At 63.7% G+C, this 16,547-nt stretch carries 11 protein-coding genes and 7 tRNA genes; 5 read left to right on the top strand and 13 right to left on the bottom strand.

Annotated elements, in window-relative coordinates:
- Window positions 1-31: 31 nt before the first annotated feature.
- Complete coding sequence (locus tag CAG22_RS17490; RefSeq protein WP_025338234.1) at window positions 32-3,328, top strand: PAS domain S-box protein; 3,297 nt, start codon at window positions 32-34, stop codon at window positions 3,326-3,328.
- Between the two features lie 205 nt (window positions 3,329-3,533).
- Here CAG22_RS17490 and CAG22_RS17485 read toward each other — a convergent pair whose 3' ends face one another.
- From CAG22_RS17485 to gltX, 12 genes are all read right to left on the bottom strand, one after another.
- Window positions 3,534-3,977, bottom strand: a complete 444-nt coding sequence (locus CAG22_RS17485) for an Hsp20 family protein (protein ID WP_084785084.1) — start codon at window positions 3,975-3,977, stop codon at window positions 3,534-3,536.
- A gap of 234 nt (window positions 3,978-4,211) precedes the next feature.
- Entirely contained in the window at window positions 4,212-5,183 is a 972-nt protein-coding gene (locus CAG22_RS17480) for a tRNA-dihydrouridine synthase (RefSeq protein ID WP_063913789.1), read from the bottom strand.
- Between the two features lie 51 nt (window positions 5,184-5,234).
- Complete coding sequence (locus tag CAG22_RS17475; RefSeq protein WP_046617041.1) at window positions 5,235-5,669, bottom strand: thioesterase family protein; 435 nt, start codon at window positions 5,667-5,669, stop codon at window positions 5,235-5,237.
- Window positions 5,670-5,854: 185 nt separating this feature from the next.
- Window positions 5,855-6,688, bottom strand: a complete 834-nt coding sequence (locus tag CAG22_RS17470) for an alpha/beta fold hydrolase (protein ID WP_085705856.1) — start codon at window positions 6,686-6,688, stop codon at window positions 5,855-5,857.
- A gap of 15 nt (window positions 6,689-6,703) precedes the next feature.
- Entirely contained in the window at window positions 6,704-7,243 is a 540-nt protein-coding gene (locus CAG22_RS17465) for a TetR/AcrR family transcriptional regulator (protein WP_013971594.1), read from the bottom strand.
- Between the two features lie 173 nt (window positions 7,244-7,416).
- Window positions 7,417-7,492: transfer RNA gene (locus CAG22_RS17460), tRNA-Glu, on the bottom strand.
- Window positions 7,493-7,534: 42 nt separating this feature from the next.
- Window positions 7,535-7,610: transfer RNA gene (locus CAG22_RS17455), tRNA-Ala, on the bottom strand.
- 60 nt (window positions 7,611-7,670) lie between these two features.
- Window positions 7,671-7,746, bottom strand: a tRNA-Glu gene (locus CAG22_RS17450).
- A gap of 42 nt (window positions 7,747-7,788) precedes the next feature.
- Window positions 7,789-7,864 (bottom strand) — tRNA-Ala (locus CAG22_RS17445).
- Between the two features lie 53 nt (window positions 7,865-7,917).
- Window positions 7,918-7,993 (bottom strand) — tRNA-Glu (locus tag CAG22_RS17440).
- Between the two features lie 72 nt (window positions 7,994-8,065).
- Window positions 8,066-8,141 (bottom strand) — tRNA-Ala (locus CAG22_RS17435).
- Between the two features lie 348 nt (window positions 8,142-8,489).
- A complete protein-coding gene (gene gltX / locus CAG22_RS17425; RefSeq protein ID WP_025338230.1) occupies window positions 8,490-9,971 on the bottom strand; it encodes a glutamate--tRNA ligase in 1,482 nt (493 codons plus the stop codon).
- Between the two features lie 143 nt (window positions 9,972-10,114).
- Between gltX and CAG22_RS17420 the strand changes: the two genes are divergently transcribed.
- Together CAG22_RS17420 and CAG22_RS17415 are read left to right on the top strand one after the other, a co-directional pair.
- The gene (locus CAG22_RS17420) at window positions 10,115-11,170 is read left to right on the top strand and encodes an HlyD family secretion protein (RefSeq protein WP_085593304.1); all 1,056 of its coding nucleotides are present in this window, start codon (window positions 10,115-10,117) and stop codon (window positions 11,168-11,170) included.
- Window positions 11,160-12,710 (top strand): MDR family MFS transporter, encoded by a 1,551-nt coding sequence (locus CAG22_RS17415; protein ID WP_085705854.1) that lies wholly within the window; start codon window positions 11,160-11,162, stop codon window positions 12,708-12,710. The genes CAG22_RS17420 and CAG22_RS17415 overlap by 11 nt, the downstream gene beginning before the upstream one ends.
- Before the next feature lie 132 nt (window positions 12,711-12,842).
- On the opposite strand, the gene uvrB is transcribed toward CAG22_RS17415, so the two are convergent.
- A complete protein-coding gene (uvrB, locus tag CAG22_RS17410; RefSeq protein WP_085618189.1) occupies window positions 12,843-14,858 on the bottom strand; it encodes an excinuclease ABC subunit UvrB in 2,016 nt (671 codons plus the stop codon).
- A 288-nt stretch (window positions 14,859-15,146) separates the two neighbouring features.
- Here uvrB and CAG22_RS17405 point away from each other — a divergent pair, with 288 nt between their 5' ends.
- Together CAG22_RS17405 and CAG22_RS17400 are read left to right on the top strand one after the other, a co-directional pair.
- Window positions 15,147-16,343, top strand: a complete 1,197-nt coding sequence (locus CAG22_RS17405) for an amino acid aminotransferase (protein ID WP_085618187.1) — start codon at window positions 15,147-15,149, stop codon at window positions 16,341-16,343.
- A gap of 62 nt (window positions 16,344-16,405) precedes the next feature.
- Window positions 16,406-16,481 (top strand) — tRNA-Asn (locus CAG22_RS17400).
- Window positions 16,482-16,547: the final 66 nt, after the last annotated feature.

Here is a 16,547-nt window from a genome sequence, read left to right as displayed (position 1 = left end):
GGACGCGTCACACGCCAAAGGTCTGGTACCGATGCCCAAATCAGCGAATCGCTTTTTGCGCCTGCCGCGCATACCTGCGGCCGACCCTCAGGAGTCCGAGCAGGCCTGGCAGAACGCCCCGCAATTGCTCGCCGCGCTGAACGGCGCGCGGCTGGGGGCCTGGCTATGGGATATCGAAAGCGGCCGGGTCAGCTGGTCACGGGGCACCCAGGCCCTGTTCGGCTTCGACCCGCAGCGCCCGCTCCCCGCCGATGTCGACTACCTCGACCTGCTGCCCGAGGAAGACCGCGCGCGTACACGCCAGGTGTTTCAGGCAGTGTTCAACGGCGAACCGGTAGAACAGGCCATGCGCCACCGTATCCGCTGGCCGGACGGCAGCCTGCACTGGCTGGAGATCAACGGCAGCCTGACCCACGACCCGAACGGCCGGCCGCAGATGATCGGGGTGATCCGTGAAATCACCCGCCAACGCGAGCGGGAAACGGCGCTGATCAATTCGGAAAAACGCTTCGCCACCCTGTTCCACCTCAGCCCCAATGCCATTTTGCTCACCCGCCGCCACGACGGCATGATTTTCGAGGTCAACCAGCACTTCGAAGACATGTTCGGCTGGCCCGGCAGCCAGGTGATCGGCAAGACCAGCCTGGAACTGGGCCTGTGGGTCAACCCCGAACAGCGCCACCAGATGCTGGAATCGACCCGGGCCAACAGTGGCCCGCTGATCCTCGAGGTGCAGTTCCGCGCCATCAGCGGCAAGGTGCATGACGGCATCCTCTGCACCCAGGGCATCGAGCTGGAAGGCGTGACCTATCTGATCAGCACCTTCGTCGACACTACCGAACGCAAGCGCGCCGAGCAGGCCCTGAAGGACAGCCAGGAGCGCCTGGACCTGGCCCTGGACTCGGCACAGCTGGGCACCTGGGACTGGCATATCCCCAGCGGCATGCTCTACGGCTCGGCCCGGGCCGCACAGCTGCACGGCCTGCCGCCCATTCCCTTTCACGAATCGTTCGACGCGTTTTTCGAAGGGGTACCGGAGCAGGAGCGCAACTCGATGCGCCAGGCCTACCGCAGCCTGCGCGAAGGGCCTGCCGGCAACTACCAGATCACCTACCGGGTACAACTGGAGAACGGCATCTCGCGCTACATCGAAAGCCGCGCCCGGCTGTACCGCGACGAGCAGGGCAACCCGCTGCGCATGGCTGGCACCTTGCTCGACATCACCGACCAGGTGGAACGCGAACAGCGCCTGAGCGCCTCGGAAGAGAAGTTCGCCAGCCTGTTCCAGGTCAGCCCCGACCCGATCTGCGTCACTCGCCAGGACACTGGCCAGTTCATCGAGATCAACCCGGCGTTCACCCAGACCTTCGGCTGGGGCACCGACCAGGTGATCGGCCGCACTGCCGAGGAAATCGGCCTGTGGGCGGAGTCAGTCGAGCGCGCGCAACGCATCGAGCGGGTAATCCGCGAGCAGGCCCTGAGCAACGTCGCCGTGGTGGTCAACCACCGCAATGGCGCACCGCTGACCTGCGTGATTTCCAGCCGCCTCATCACTGTCGATGACCAGCCTTGCAGTGTTACCACCCTGCGCGACATCACCCAGCAACAGCGCGCCGAGGCGGCGCTGAAGTCCAGCGAGGAGAAGTTTGCCAAGGCCTTCCACTCCAGCCCTGACGCCATCACCATCACCGAACGCTATAGCGGTCGCTACCTGGAAATCAACGACGGTTTCTGCCGCCTGACCGGCTACAACGCCGCCGACGTGGTCGGCCGCACGGTGTACGAGATCGGCATCTGGGCCGACGACAAGCAACGCAGCGCCCTGCTGGCCGAGTTGCGCGAGCGTGGCCGGGTGCACCACCGCGAGATGCTGGGGCGCAACAAGCGTGGCGATATCCTTACCGTGGAGGTGTCGGTGGAGCCGATCACCCTCAACGAGGTGGACTGCCTGCTGCTGACCGCCCGCGATGTCAGCCAGCTGAAGAACGCCCAGGCACAGATTCGCCACCTGGCCTACCACGACCCGCTGACCAACCTGCCCAACCGTGCCCTGCTGATGGACCGCCTGAGCCAGCAGATCGCCCTGCTCAGGCGCCACAACCTGCGCGGCGCCCTGCTGTTCCTTGACCTCGACCACTTCAAGCACATCAACGACTCGCTGGGCCACCCGGTGGGCGACACGGTGCTGAAGATCATCACCGCACGGCTGGAAGCCAGCGTGCGCCTGGAAGACACCGTGGCGCGCCTGGGTGGCGACGAGTTCGTGGTATTGCTCAGCGGCCTGGAAGGGAGCCGCGAGCTGGTCGAAGAGAAAGTCCGCGGGCTGGCCGACACCCTGCGCGAACTGCTGGCCGAGCCGATGTCGCTGGACGGCCAGCGCCTGCAGGTGACACCCAGCATCGGCGTGGCGCTGATCCCTGACCACGGCGCCACCCCGGCCGACCTGCTCAAGCGTGCCGATATCGCCCTCTACCGGGCCAAGGACTCCGGGCGCAACACCACCCAGCTGTTCCATACCACCATGCAGAAGGCTGCCAGCGAGCGCCTGCGCATGGAAAACGACCTGCGCCTGGCCCTGGCCCGCGGCGAGCTGGCGCTGCACTTCCAGCCACAGGTGGATGCCCGCGACAACCGCATCGTCGGCGCCGAGGTACTGCTGCGCTGGCACCATCCGCAACTGGGTCAGCAGCCGCCCGCGCAATTCATTCAGGTGCTGGAAGAAAGCGGCCTGATCCTGGAAGTTGGCAGCTGGATCCTCGACGAAGCTTGCGATGCCTGCGCGCGCATGCTCGGCGACGGGCTGATCGACGCCGATGATTTCAGCCTGTGCGTGAACATCAGCCCACGGCAGTTCCGCCAGAACGACTTTGTCGGGCGGGTACTGCGCAGCCTGGACGATTACCGCCTGCCACGGCAGATGCTCAAGCTGGAAATTACCGAAGGCATCGTCATCCAGAACCTGGAAGACACCATCAGCAAGATGCGCGAGCTGAAGCGCTACGGGGTGAGCTTTGCCATGGATGACTTCGGCACCGGCTACTCCTCGCTGACCTACCTGAAGCGCCTACCGGTGGATGCGCTGAAGATCGACCAGACCTTCGTGCGTGATGCACCGGTGGACCCCAATGACGCCGAAATCGTCCGCGCCATCGTCGCCATGGCCCGCAGCCTGGACCTGGCGGTGATTGCCGAAGGGGTGGAGCTGACCGAACAGCTGGAGTTCCTGGAACGGCTGGGGTGCCACCTGTACCAGGGGTACTTGCACAGCCGGCCGCTGCCGTTGCCGGAGTTCCGGCAGATGTTGCTGGAGGCGCCAGCGGATTACTGAAACCGAAGCGGATGCGATTCCTGTGGGAGCGGCCTTGTGTCGCGAAAGGGTCGCGCAGCGGCCCCAGGATCTCAGCCATCCTGCAGCATTGCCGGGGCTGCTGCGCAGCCCTTTCGCGACGCAAGGCCGCTCCCACAAGGAAGCTGGCCCCAGGCGATCACAATAAAAAGGGCACCCGAGGGTGCCCTTTTTCACATCTACTCGATCAGTTCAGCGCTGGCTTGTCGCCGTTGATCGGAATGCGCTTGGCCTTGGCTTCTTCAGGCACGATGCGCAGCAGGTCGATGCTGAGCAGGCCATTGGCCAGGCCGGCGGCCTTGACTTCGATATGGTCGGCCAGGCGGAACGACAGCTTGAAGGCGCGCTGCGCGATACCCTGATGCAGGTAGGTCACTTCAGCAGCGCCATTGTCGCGCTTGCCACCGGTCACGGTCAGGACACCTTTTTCAACCTGCAGGTCGAGGTCCTCTTCCTGGAAACCGGCTGCAGCAACCACGATGCGGTAGTGGTCATCGCCATGCTTTTCCACGTTGTAGGGCGGGTAGCTGCTACCAGCCTCGTTACGTGCCGCGGATTCGAACAGGTCGTTGAAACGGTCGAAACCAACGGAATGGCGGAACAGTGGAGCGAGAGAGAAAGCGGTGGTCATGGTCATGAACTCCTGAGATTCAGCAAGTAAGTCATTACGCGACCCGACTTCGGCATCGCGTACTCAAGAGATATGGCCGAGGGAAATGCTTTCAAGGGGGGAGCAGAAAAAATCTGGATTCCTGCATTGGATTTGATGGCCTCTTCGCGGGCACGCCCGCTCCCACAGGTACTGCACAGGGCTCAGAATCCGTGAGGCCCCTGTGGGAGCGGGCGAGCCCGCGAAAGGGCCGGATCAGGCAACACAAGCTTCGAAGGAAGCCACCTCAACCCCCAGCAACCGGCTGATCCGCGCACAGTCATCTTCCCGCCGCAACTCGGCAAACAGCACAACCGCTTCGGGATAACTGCGGGTCAGCATCGCCAGCCACTGCTTCATCCGCCCCGGCGCATAGCGCGGCGACAACTTGGCCTGGGCCTGGCGCCAGAATTCGCGCAGCAACGGCAGCAGGTCGTCCCAGCTCATCGGCTGGTACTCCCGCCCGTCACGCGCCGCGGCAATCTGCAGCCCCAGGTCGGGGCGCGAAACCAGCCCACGGCCCAGCATGATGTCTTCGGCACCACTGACCTCACGACAGCGCCGCCAGTCGTCCACGGTCCAGATCTCGCCATTGGCGAACACCGGTACCTTGACCACATCCTGCACCCGCGCCACCCACTCCCAGTGGGCCGGCGGCTTGTAGCCCTCGACCTTGGTCCGCGCATGCACCACCAGGTGCGCCGAGCCGCCTTCGGCCAGCGCCGTGGCACACTCCAGCGCGCCATCGGGGCTGTCGAAACCCAGGCGCATCTTCGAGGTGACCGGGATATCCGCCGGCACGGCACGGCGCACTTCACGCACAATCGCGTGCAGCAGTTCCGGCTCCTTGAGCAGCACCGCTCCACCACGCGACTTGTTCACGGTCTTGGCCGGGCAACCAAAGTTCAGGTCGATCACCGGCGCGCCCAACTCGCAGGCCAGCGCGGCGTTTTCTGCCAGGCACACAGGGTCCGAGCCCAACAGCTGCACACGCATGGGCACCCCTGCGGCAGTCCGCGCGCCATTGCGCAACTCGGGTGCCAGCTTGTCGAACGAGGAAGGCGGCAGCAGGCGGTCGCACACGCGAATGAACTCGGTGACGCACCAGTCGATACCGCCCACGCGGGTCAGCACGTCGCGCAGGATGTTGTCGACCAGCCCCTCCATGGGGGCCAGGGCAATTTGCATGTTGGGGTCTCGGCGGAAAAAGTCGGCAGTCTAACAAAAATTGCCGGTGTTTCAGGCGCCGATCAGCGCCGGGCCGTAACCGTCGAGGAACTCCGCCGGCATGCGCCTGGGCTTGCCGCTGGACAGCTCGATGCAGGCAAAGGTGGTCTGGGCGCGCAGCAAGGTCACGCCGTCGCGCGGGCGCTTGAGCTGGAAGCGCCGGGTCATGCGCAGGCGCTGGTCCCAGTCGATGATCCAGGTGGCCAGTTGCAGCTCGTCGTCCTCGTAGGCAGCGGCCAGGTAGTCGATTTCGTGGCGCACCACGGCCATGGCCCGGTCCAGCCGGCGATATTCGGCCAGGTCCAGGCCCAGGCGCTGGGAGTGGCGCCAGGCGCAGCGCTCCAGCCAGGTGACGTAGACCGCGTTGTTGGCGTGGCCAAGGCCGTCGATATCCTCGCTGCCGACGCGCAGGTCGATGACGAAAGGTGTTGCCAGGTCCCAGCTCATGTTCGCTTCCTTGGAGCAAAAGTGGATTTAGCAGGGCCCTGCAGAAAAAAGTCCAGCCCTTGTGGAGGATTTACCGGCCTCATCGCCGGCAAGCCGGCTCCCACAGGGTCTGCGCTGGTTCAAAGGCTTGCGCTGTACCTGTGGGAGCTGGCTTGCCGGCGATGAGGCCAGTACAGGCAACATCATCAGGCACTTTGCCGCGCTGGCGCACCAGCCCGGGCCAGCAGCTCCAACACCGCTGCACTCAGGCGCGGATCGGACAACACCCGCTGGTGGCCACCCGCCTCCAGCAGCATCAGGCGGCTATCGAACCAGGCCTTGTGGATGACCTGGGCCTCATCGGCTGCCACCAACGCATCATCGGCGGCATGCACCACCAGCCCAGGCAACTCCAGCTGGTAACCCGTCACATCCAGCCGCGCAATCTGCATGCCCACATCCCGCTCCACCTGGCGAATGAATGCCGCCCGCGCCCGCGCTGGCAGCCCCAGGCGATGGGCAAAGCCACGCAGTACGCCCAACAGCCGCGCCGGAGCGGCAATGCTGACCGCTGCCTCTGTGCGCAGCCCCATCTGCAGGGCCAGCAATACACTGGCACCGCCCATGGAATGGCCAATAACCGCGCGCAGCGGCGGCAGTTCGGCAGCAGCCTCCAGCAAAGCTCGGGCAAACAGCACCACATTTGCCTGCTCGCCGGGCGAACGCCCATGCCCCGGCCCCTCCAGCGACACCACGGTATGCCCGGCCTGGACCAAGGTTTCGATCAACGCGGCAAACTGGGTCGGGCGCCCTTCCCAGCCGTGCATCAGCAGCACGGCCGGCCCCTTGCCCCAGCGCAAGGCCGACAAACCGAAGCGCAGGGTGATGCGCTCGGCGCTGGCCAGCACGGGCAACTCCCAATCCCGTGGCGGCAGGTTGCGCGGGGTCATGAAGGCACGGCGCATCTTGCCCGCGACGTGCTCGGGGGCCAGGCGGCCCAGGGTGCCATTGACACCACGAATCCAGCTCAGGGTAGTCATCGCCATGCTCCAGGGTTAAAGCACCGCCGATTTGGCGGCGCGCAGAATACGATCAGACAGCTCGCTGGTGCCCAGGGCACGGGCCAGCGCCAGGCCGCCAACCATTAGGGCCAGGTCGGCCAAAGCCTTGTCGGCGTCCTCGGGGCGGTCGACCATGGCAGCAGCCATCAACTCGATGTGCTCGGCCAGCACCTCGCGGAAGGCCTCCGGCAGGCGCTGCATCTCGCCCAGCGAGTTGGGCAGCGGGCAGGCATGCACTTCGGCATCACGGTGCTTGCGCGACAGGTAGAAGGCACTGGCCAGCGCCCGCCGCCCGGCGCCATCCAGGCTGGGGTCGATCTGCGCGAGCAAGGCGCGGCGCTCGCCCAGCAACTGGCGGAACGCTTCGAGCATCAACTCGTCCTTGCTGTCGAAATGGGCGTAGAAGCCACCGACGGTCAGGCCTGCCGCCCCCATGACCTGGCTGACGCTAGGCTCGGCCGGGCCGTGCTGGATCAGCGCACTTCGCGCCGCCTCGAGGATGCGCTCGCGGGTTCTGCTCTTCTTGTCGCTCATCAGGCCACTCGCCGATCAAAATATTATGATCGAAATATTATTCGCATAATATTTTTTGGCAAGCAGAATCTGCAGCCGCCTGTCGGTCGCGAAATTTTGAGTAGGGAAGAAAAACAAAAGGCCCATTCAATAATCGAATGAGCCTTAAAAGTCCCGCAAAACGCGGGTAAACGTGGCGTCCCCTAGGGGACTCGAACCCCTGTTACCGCCGTGAAAGGGCGGTGTCCTAGGCCACTAGACGAAGGGGACGTAACCTTCGTGCCGATCCGCTAACGCGAATCGCGGCAAAAATGGTGGAGCTAAGCGGGATCGAACCGCTGACCTCCTGCATGCCATGCAGGCGCTCTCCCAGCTGAGCTATAGCCCCGAAACAAAAGGCTCATCAGTAATCGACGAGCCTTTAAAGCCCTGCAAAACGCAGGAAAAGTGGCGTCCCCTAGGGGACTCGAACCCCTGTTACCGCCGTGAAAGGGCGGTGTCCTAGGCCACTAGACGAAGGGGACGTAACCTTCGTGCCGATCCGCTAACGCGAATCGCGGCAAAAATGGTGGAGCTAAGCGGGATCGAACCGCTGACCTCCTGCATGCCATGCAGGCGCTCTCCCAGCTGAGCTATAGCCCCGGATTTCTAGCCTCTCGGCCCAGCGACATCCTGAAACATCGCTTGTGCAAAACTGGCGTCCCCTAGGGGACTCGAACCCCTGTTACCGCCGTGAAAGGGCGGTGTCCTAGGCCACTAGACGAAGGGGACGAACCTTCTTACCTTCAAGACCCGATTGCTGTACCCGGTCTTGACCGACAGCCTTGGCTGCCAGACGGAATTTGGTGGAGCTAAGCGGGATCGAACCGCTGACCTCCTGCATGCCATGCAGGCGCTCTCCCAGCTGAGCTATAGCCCCACAATGTCGCTTTGAACCGAAGCGCTGGCTGGGTGCCTGGCGTTTCGTTTTCGTTCATCGCTGTGGACGGGGCGCATATTAAGATCGGATTGCAGGGCTGTCAAACGAATTTTTCAAAATATTCAAAAAATTTTTCACAGATAACAATCACTTACCGCCCTGCCCTGCTGAATCAAGCCACTTGCCCTCAGTAAATGGTCTGGGGGAGCGGCCTGTGGGAGCGGGCGCGCCCGCGAAACAGGCGACGCGGTGGATGGCACCGGCTTTGCCGGTGTTCGCGGGCATGCCCGCTCCCACAAAGATTGCACAGACTTTTAGACAGTTGCGCCTAAAGCCTGGGGAACGCCGTCAGGCGATGGAGGCCAGCAGCTTTTCCCACTCTTTGTTTTCTTTCTTCGACACACCACCCAGCAGGTCCAGGGCCTGGCGCAGGCGGTAGCGGGTCAGGTCCGGGCCAAGGATTTCCATGGCGTCCAGTACCGAAACCGAGCTGGCCTGGCCGGTAATGGCGGCAAACATCAGCGGCATGGCGTCACGCAGCTTCAGCTCCAACGCCTCTACCACCGCCTGGATGCAACCGGTGATGCGCTCCTTTTCCCACTGACGCAGGCTTTCGAGCTTCCACAGGATCAGCTGGATCACCTGGCGTACCTGGTCGGCCGACAGTTTCTTGCTTTCGAACAGCTTGGCGTCCAGCTTCAGCGCGCCTTCGAAGAAGAACCCGCCCAGCGGGGCAACCTGGCTGAAGGTTTCCACCCGGCCCTGCACGTGCGGGGCGATCTTCATCATGTAGTCGCTGTTGAACGCCCATTTCTGCAGGCGCGCGGCGAACTCCTCGACCGGCAGTTCGCGCAGCCACTGGCCGTTCAGCCAGGACAGCTTCTCGATGTCGAAGATCGGGCCGCCCAGCGAGATACGCGACAGGTCGAAGTGCTCGACCATCTCGGCCAGCGAGAACTTCTCGCGCTCGTCCGGCATCGACCAGCCCATGCGACCCAGGTAGTTGAGCATCGCCTCGGGCATGAAGCCCATGCGCTCGTAGAAAGTCACCGAGGTCGGGTTCTTGCGCTTGGACAGCTTGGACTTGTCCGGGTTACGCAGCAGCGGCATGTAGCACAGCTTGGGCTGTTCCCAGCCGAAGTATTCGTACAGCTTGATCAGCTTGGGTGCCGATGGCAGCCACTCTTCGCCGCGCAGCACGTGGGTGATGCCCATCAGATGGTCGTCGACCACGTTGGCCAGGAAGTACGTCGGCAGGCCGTCGTTCTTCATCAGCACCTGCATGTCCATGCGGTCCCACGGGATCTCGACATCGCCACGCAGCATGTCCGGTACCACGCACACGCCTTCGCTCGGCACTTTCATGCGGATCACGTGCGGCTCGCCAGCGTCCAGGCGGCGCTGCACTTCCTCGGCGCTCAGCAGCAGCGCGCGGCCGTCGTAGCGCGGGGTTTCGCCACGGGCTTGCTGCTCGGCGCGCATCTGCTCCAGCTCTTCGGCGGTGCAGAAGCAGTAGAAGGCATGGCCGGCGTCAACCAGCTCCTTGGCGTACCTGGCGTAGATCTCGCCACGCTCGCTCTGCCGGTACGGGCCGTGCGGGCCGCCGACGTCCGGGCCTTCGTTCCATTCGATGCCGAGCCAGCGCAGGGCATCGAAGATCTGCTGTTCCGACTCGCGCGTGGAGCGCAGTTGGTCGGTGTCTTCGATGCGCAGGATGAACTCACCGCCGTGCTGCTTGGCAAAGCAGTAGTTGAACAGGGCGATGTAGGCGGTGCCGACATGGGGGTCGCCGGTAGGCGATGGCGCGATACGCGTGCGTACGGTGGTCATGGAGAGTCTCGAACGAAAGATGAAACAAAGGCGGGATGTTAGCAGGAGGCAGGCACCGGGCTCCAGCAATGGCGCGAACGTCACTTGTCGACCGGCCATGTGCCGCTGTTAAATTTATTTACATTTCTGGAACGATAGTCCTCATGCCTGCCCAACTCAAACGCCGCCTGCTGGTCTTCTTCACTTTGGTGGCCGTCATCGCCCTCGCCTTCCTGGGCCACTGGTACTTCAAGGGCCGCTTCTACGAAAGCACCGACAACGCCTACGTACAGGGCGAGATCACCCGCATTTCCAGCCAGTTGGGCGCACGCATCGACGAGGTGCGGGTCGAGGACAACCAGCACGTCAGGAAAGGCGACCTGCTGGTGCGCCTGGAGGCCGCCGACTTCGAACTGGCCGTGCAACGCGCCCGCGCCGCCCTGGCCACCCGCGAAGCCGAACAGGTGCAGGCGCAAAGCCGCCTGACCCAGCAAGCCAGCCTGATCGCCGCCGGCCAGGCCCAGGTGGCGGCCAACCAGGCCACCTTCGACCGCTCGCGCCTGGACCTGAGCCGCGCCGAGAAGTTGCGCAAGCCAGGTTTCGTATCGGAAGAGCGGGTCACCACCCTGTCCGCGGACAGCCATGTCGCCGGCTCGCAGGTCGACAAGGCCCGTGCCGACCTGCAAAGCCAGCGCCAGCAGGTCAATGCGCTGACCGCCGAGCTCAAGCGCCTCGACGCGCAGATCGCCAACGCCCGCGCCGACCTGGCCCAGGCCGAACTGAACCTGACCCGCTGCGAAATCCGCGCACCGATCAGCGGCAGCATCGGCCAGCGCAACGCGCGCGATGGCCAGGTGGTACAGGCCGGTGCCTACCTGCTGTCGATCGTGCCGGACGAAGACATCTGGGTGCAGGCCAACTTCAAGGAAACCCAGATCGGCCGCATGCAGCCCGGCCAACGTGCCGAACTGCTGTTCGACAGCTACCCCGACACACCGATCGAAGGCCGGGTCGACAGCCTGTTCGCCGCCTCCGGCGCGCAGTTCAGCCTGCTGCCGCCCGACAACGCCACCGGCAACTTCACCAAGGTGGTGCAGCGCATCCCGGTCAAGCTGACCTTCCGCGCCGACAACCCACTGCACGGGCGCATCCGCCCTGGCATGTCGGTGACCGCCACCGTCGACCTGCGCAGCGAAGACGAAGGCCGCAATGGCCGGTGACCAGTTGCTCAGGCCCACCGCAGAGCCGACCCGGAGGGACTGGATCGCGGTAATGAGCGTGATGCTTGGCGCCTTCATGGCGGTGCTGGACATCCAGATCACCAACTCGTCGCTCAAGGACATCCAGGGCGCGCTGTCGGCGACGCTGGAGGAAGGCTCGTGGATTTCCACCTCTTACCTGGTCGCGGAGATCATCATGATCCCGCTCACCGCCTGGCTGGTGCAGCTGCTGTCGGCGCGGCGCCTGGCGGTGTGGGTATCCGGCGGTTTCCTGTTGTCGTCGCTGTTATGCTCGATGGCCTGGAACCTCGAGAGCATGATCCTGTTCCGCGCCCTGCAGGGTTTTACCGGCGGTGCGCTGATCCCGCTGGCCTTCACCCTGACCCTGATCAAGCTGCCCGAACACCACCGCGCCAAGGGCATGGCCATGTTCGCCATGACCGCCACCTTCGCCCCCTCCATCGGCCCTACCTTGGGCGGCTGGCTGACCGAGAACTGGGGTTGGGAATATATTTTCTACATCAATATCCCGCCGGGCCTGGTGATGATCGCCGGGCTGCTGTACGGGCTGGAAAAGAAGGACGCGCACTGGGAACTGCTGAAAAGCACCGATTACGCCGGCATCGTCACCCTGGGCCTGGGGCTTGGCTGCCTGCAGGTGTTCCTGGAGGAAGGCCACCGCAAGGACTGGCTGGAGTCGCAGCTGATCGTCGGCCTGGGCAGCATCGCCCTGGTCAGCCTGATCACCTTCGTGATTCTGCAGTTTTCCAAGCCACACCCGCTGATCAACCTGCGCATCCTCGGCAACCGCAACTTTGGCCTGTCGAGCATCGCCAGCCTGGGCATGGGAGTGGGCTTGTACGGGTCGATCTACCTGCTGCCGCTGTACCTGGCTCAGGTGCAGGGCTACAACGCCTTGCAGATTGGCGAGGTGATCATGTGGATGGGTATCCCGCAGCTGTTCCTGATCCCGTTGGTGCCGCAACTGATGAAAGTGGTGTCGCCCAAGGTGTTGTGTGCCCTGGGGTTCTGCCTGTTCGGCGCCGCCAGTTTCGGCTCGGGGGTGCTCAACCCGGACTTTGCAGGGCCGCAGTTCAACCAGATCCAGATCATCCGTGCCATCGGCCAGCCAATGATCATGGTGACCATTTCGCTGATCGCCACGGCGTATATACAGCCGCAGGATGCGGGTTCGGCGTCGAGCCTGTTCAATATCCTGCGTAACCTGGGCGGTGCGATCGGCATTGCGCTGCTGGCCACGCTGCTGGATGCACGGACCAAGGTGTATTTCGATTACCTGAGGGAGGCGGTGGTGCCGAGCAACCCGCAGGTGGCGGAGCGGTTGGCGCAACTGGCGGAGCGGCTGGGCAATGACAATGCGGCGCTGGGCAAGTTGAGCGAGATCACTCACCAGCAGGCGTTGATCATGGCCTATAACGATGCGTTCCACTTTGTGGGGATCGGGTTGGCGGTGAGCATGGTGGCGGTGTTGTTGACCCGCAAGTTGCCGGAGGGGCTGAAGGCTGGGGAGACCCACTGAATGGGTTGTCGCCTGAGCCGGCCTCTTCGCGGGTAAACCCGCTCCCACAGGTACTGCGCAGAGCTCAAGGATTACAGCGATCCTGTGGGAGCGGGTTTACCCGCGAAGAGGCCAGTGCAGGCAGTAAAAAAATCAGCTGGTAATCAACCGCTCGCGCAGTTGGGCAATCTCGTCGCGCAATTGCGCCGCGGCCTCGAACTCCAGGTCGCGGGCGAACTGCATCATCTTCTCTTCCAGCTGCTTGATGCGCTTGGTGATCTCGCCCGGCGTGCGCAGCTCGGCCTCGTAACGGGCGCTCTCCTCCGCTGCCTTGGCCATGCCCTTGCGCTTCTTGCTGCGCGCGCCGGGCACGGTGGCGCCTTCCATGATGTCGGTGATGTCCTTGACCACACCTTTGGGCACGATGCCATTGGCCTGGTTGAAGGCGATCTGCTTCTCGCGACGACGCTCGGTCTCGTCGATGGCGCGCTGCATGGAACCGGTGATGTTATCGGCATACAGGATGGCCCGGCCATTGAGGTTACGCGCAGCACGGCCGATGGTCTGGATCAGCGAGCGCTCGGAGCGCAGGAAACCTTCCTTGTCGGCATCGAGGATCGCCACCAGCGACACCTCGGGCATGTCCAGGCCCTCACGCAGCAGGTTGATGCCCACCAGCACGTCGAAGGTACCCAGGCGCAGGTCGCGGATGATCTCCACCCGCTCGACGGTGTCGATGTCCGAGTGCAGGTAACGCACCCGCACGTCGTGGTCGGCCAGGTAGTCGGTGAGGTCTTCGGCCATGCGCTTGGTCAGCGTGGTGGCCAGCACCCGCTCGCCCTGTGCCACGCGCTTGCGGATTTCCGACAGCAGGTCATCCACCTGGGTAAGCGCCGGGCGTACTTCCACCTGTGGGTCGACCAGGCCGGTGGGGCGCACCACCTGCTCCACCACGCGCCCGGCGTGCTCGCCCTCGTAGGGGCCCGGGGTGGCCGACACGAAGATGGTCTGCGGGCTGACATCTTCCCACTCGTCAAAACGCATCGGCCGGTTGTCCAGCGCCGAAGGCAGGCGGAAGCCGTACTCGACCAGGGTTTCCTTGCGCGAGCGGTCGCCCTTGTACATGGCGCCGACCTGCGGAACGCTGACGTGGGATTCATCGATCACCAGCAGCGCATCGGGCGGCAGGTAGTCGTACAGGGTGGGCGGCGGCGCCCCGGCCGGGCGCCCGGACAGGTAGCGCGAGTAGTTCTCGATGCCGTTGCAGTAGCCCAGCTCCAGGATCATCTCCAGATCGAAGCGGGTGCGTTGCTCCAGGCGCTGGGCCTCGACCAGCTTGTTGGCCTTCTGCAGGTACTCCAGGCGGTCCTTGAGCTCTTCCTTGATGCCTTCCACCGCCTCCAGCAGGGTTTCCCGCGGGGTGACGTAGTGGCTCTTGGGGTAGAAGGTGAAACGCGGCAGCTTGCGGAAGACCTCGCCAGTCAGCGGGTCGAAGGCGGCGATGTTCTCCACCTCGTCATCGAACAGTTCGATGCGGATGGCCTCGAGGTCCGATTCGGCCGGGAAGATGTCGATCACATCGCCGCGCACGCGGAAGGTGGCGCGGGCAAAGTCCATCTCGTTGCGGGTGTATTGCAGGTCGGCCAGGCGGCGCAGCAGCGCGCGCTGGTCGAGCTTGTCGCCGCGGTCCACGTGCAGGACCATTTTCAGGTAGGTCTCGGGGCTGCCCAGGCCGTAGATGCACGACACGGTGGTGACGATGATCGCGTCACGCCGCTCCAGCAGCGCCTTGGTCGCCGACAGGCGCATCTGCTCGATGTGGTCGTTGATCGAAGCGTCCTTCTCGATGAAGGTGTCGGACGACGGTACGTAGGCTTCAGGCTGGTAGTAGTCGTAGTAGGAAACGAAGTACTCCACCGCATTGTTGGGGAAAAACGCCTTGAATTCGCCATACAGCTGCGCGGCCAGGGTCTTGTTCGGCGCCAGCACCAGAGTCGGGCGCTGCACCTGCTGAATGACGTTGGCGATGCTGAAGGTCTTGCCCGAGCCGGTCACCCCGAGCAGCGTCTGGTGCGACAGCCCCGCCTCGATGCCTTCGACCATCTGGCGAATGGCCTCGGGCTGGTCGCCGGCCGGCTGGAAACGGGTGACGAGCTGGAACTCGGACATGACGGACCTCGCGGTGTTGCAGCAACTGTAAATTTAGCCAGTAGTCTATACCCAAATGCGCCCGCCGGGGGGCGCTTTCAAGGCACAGCTGTGAGCGCTTGTTACGGTGGACCCGGCAATTAGACCAATGGTCGAAAAATATTTGCGCAAATGACCGGAAAAGCGATGCCGGACTGTCGCGGTGACCGGTCGGTATCACTATACTGACTCCCCGTTTGTGCACCGCTTCAGTGCATTCGGGCTGGAGCGTGTACGTCCTATCACACTCCAATCAGAGCCAAGGTAACAATGAGCCTGTTTTCCGCTGTCGAGCTGGCACCCCGCGACCCTATTCTGGGCCTCAACGAAGCATTCAACGCCGACCCACGTACCGACAAGGTCAATCTGGGCGTGGGCGTGTACTGCAATGAGGAAGGCCGCATTCCGCTGCTGCGCGCCGTGATCGAAGCCGAGACCCAGCGTGCCGCCCAGCACGCCTCGCGCGGCTACCTGCCGATCGACGGCATCGCCACCTACGACCAGGCTGTACAAAAGCTGCTGTTCGGCGCCGAGTCGCCACTGCTGGCCGCCGGCCGCGTGGTTACCGTGCAGGCCGTTGGCGGTACCGGCGCGCTGAAGATTGGTGCCGACTTCCTCAAGCGTGTGTCGCCTGACGCCGTGGTTGCCATCAGCGACCCGAGCTGGGAAAACCACCGCGCGCTGTTCGAATCGGCCGGCTTCCCGGTGCAGAACTACCGCTACTACGACGCGCCGACCAACGACGTCAACCGCGCCGGCATGCTCGAAGACCTGAACAACCTGCCGTCCGGCTCGATCGTGGTGCTGCACGCCTGCTGCCACAACCCGACTGGCGTCGACCTGAGCCTGGACGACTGGAAAAACGTCCTGGAAGTGGTCAAGGCCAAGGGCCACGTGCCGTTCCTCGACATGGCCTACCAGGGCTTCGGTGACGGTATCGCCGAAGACGCCTTCGCCGTGCGCCTGTTCGCCGAGTCGGGCCTGGAGTTCTTCGTGTCCAGCTCGTTCTCCAAGTCGTTCTCGCTGTACGGCGAGCGCGTCGGTGCGCTGTCGATCGTCACCGCCTCCAAGGACGAGAGCACCCGCGTGCTGTCGCAGGTCAAGCGCGTGATCCGCACCACCTACTCCAACCCGCCGACCCACGGTGCAACCATCGTTGCCACCGTGCTGAACAGCGCCGAACTGCGCCAGATGTGGGAAACCGAGCTGGCCGAAATGCGCGAGCGCATCCACGGCATGCGCAAGCAGATGGTTTCGCTGCTGGCCGAATATGGCGCCAACCGCGACTTCAGCTTCGTTGGCCGCCAGGTTGGCATGTTCTCGTACTCGGGCCTGACCGTCGAACAGGTCGCCCGCCTGAAGAACGAGTTCGGCATCTATGCGCTGGACACCGGCCGCATCGCCGTGGCCGCGCTGAACCAGAGCAACATCCACGTGGTGACCAAAGCTATCGTGCAGGTGCTGTAACTCATTGTTTTGCCTAGGGGTGGCTTGACTTCCCCTAGGCAATCAGTAAGATACGCACAGATTCCGCGATAGCTCAGTCGGTAGAGCAAATGACTGTTAATCATTGGGTCCCTGGTTCGAGTCCAGGTCGCGGAGCCAAACATTGAAAACCTCCAGATGCGCAAGCACTGGAGGTTTTTTGTTGCACTTATCCCCTCATGCCAG

It is taken from the genome of Pseudomonas sp. B8(2017) (assembly GCF_002113575.1).
In the GTDB taxonomy this organism is placed as follows: domain Bacteria; phylum Pseudomonadota; class Gammaproteobacteria; order Pseudomonadales; family Pseudomonadaceae; genus Aquipseudomonas; species Aquipseudomonas putida_Z.
This window is presented reverse-complemented; position numbering and strand designations above follow the sequence as displayed.

Excerpts from the sequence above, each read along its gene's own strand:
- CAG22_RS17405 (WP_085618187.1), top strand. The coding sequence starts at position 15,147 with ATGAGCCTGTTTTCCGCTGTCGAGCTGGCACCCCGCGACCCTATTCTG.
- CAG22_RS17465 (WP_013971594.1), bottom strand. The coding sequence starts at position 7,243 with ATGAGCGACAAGAAGAGCAGAACCCGCGAGCGCATCCTCGAGGCGGCG.
- CAG22_RS17485 (WP_084785084.1), bottom strand. The coding sequence starts at position 3,977 with ATGACCACCGCTTTCTCTCTCGCTCCACTGTTCCGCCATTCCGTTGGT.
- CAG22_RS17415 (WP_085705854.1), top strand. The coding sequence starts at position 11,160 with ATGGCCGGTGACCAGTTGCTCAGGCCCACCGCAGAGCCGACCCGGAGG.
- CAG22_RS17475 (WP_046617041.1), bottom strand. The coding sequence starts at position 5,669 with ATGAGCTGGGACCTGGCAACACCTTTCGTCATCGACCTGCGCGTCGGC.
- CAG22_RS17480 (WP_063913789.1), bottom strand. The coding sequence starts at position 5,183 with ATGCAAATTGCCCTGGCCCCCATGGAGGGGCTGGTCGACAACATCCTG.
- CAG22_RS17420 (WP_085593304.1), top strand. The coding sequence starts at position 10,115 with ATGCCTGCCCAACTCAAACGCCGCCTGCTGGTCTTCTTCACTTTGGTG.
- uvrB (WP_085618189.1), bottom strand. The coding sequence starts at position 14,858 with ATGTCCGAGTTCCAGCTCGTCACCCGTTTCCAGCCGGCCGGCGACCAG.
- CAG22_RS17470 (WP_085705856.1), bottom strand. The coding sequence starts at position 6,688 with ATGACTACCCTGAGCTGGATTCGTGGTGTCAATGGCACCCTGGGCCGC.
- gltX (WP_025338230.1), bottom strand. The coding sequence starts at position 9,971 with ATGACCACCGTACGCACGCGTATCGCGCCATCGCCTACCGGCGACCCC.
- CAG22_RS17490 (WP_025338234.1), top strand. The coding sequence starts at position 32 with ATGCCCAAATCAGCGAATCGCTTTTTGCGCCTGCCGCGCATACCTGCG.